Origin of the sequence: Pseudomonas sp. NBRC 100443 (assembly GCF_030268185.1) — a bacterium.
Classification (GTDB): domain Bacteria; phylum Pseudomonadota; class Gammaproteobacteria; order Pseudomonadales; family Pseudomonadaceae; genus Pseudomonas; species Pseudomonas citronellolis.
Genome location: NZ_BSQE01000094.1, coordinates 1 through 291, shown reverse-complemented (window position 1 = coordinate 291; position 291 = coordinate 1). Strand labels below are relative to the sequence as shown.

Genomic DNA, 291 nt, shown 5'->3' with positions numbered 1-291 from the left:
CTCACATGGGGAAACCCCACACTACCATCGGCGATGCGTCGTTTCACTGCTGAGTTCGGGATGGGATCAGGTGGTTCCAACGCTCTATGGTCGTCAAGCAATTCTTTCGGATGCTCGTGGCTTACGCTCACGCTCATCCCGATTCGGGTATGTGACAGGTCTTCTTTGCGGTTCACACGAACTTTCGGTTCGTCGACTTCACCGTCTAACACACAAATTGTTTGGGTGTTATATGGTCAAGCCTCACGGGCAATTAGTATCGGTTAGCTCAACGCCTCACAGCGCTTACAC

General features: G+C 51.9%; 1 rRNA gene. It reads right to left on the bottom strand.

Annotated features, from left to right (window positions below):
• Positions 1 to 98: ribosomal RNA gene (gene rrf / locus QSJ95_RS32685) — 5S ribosomal RNA — on the bottom strand; the annotation flags it as partial.
• Between the last annotated feature and the right edge of the window lie 193 nt (positions 99 to 291).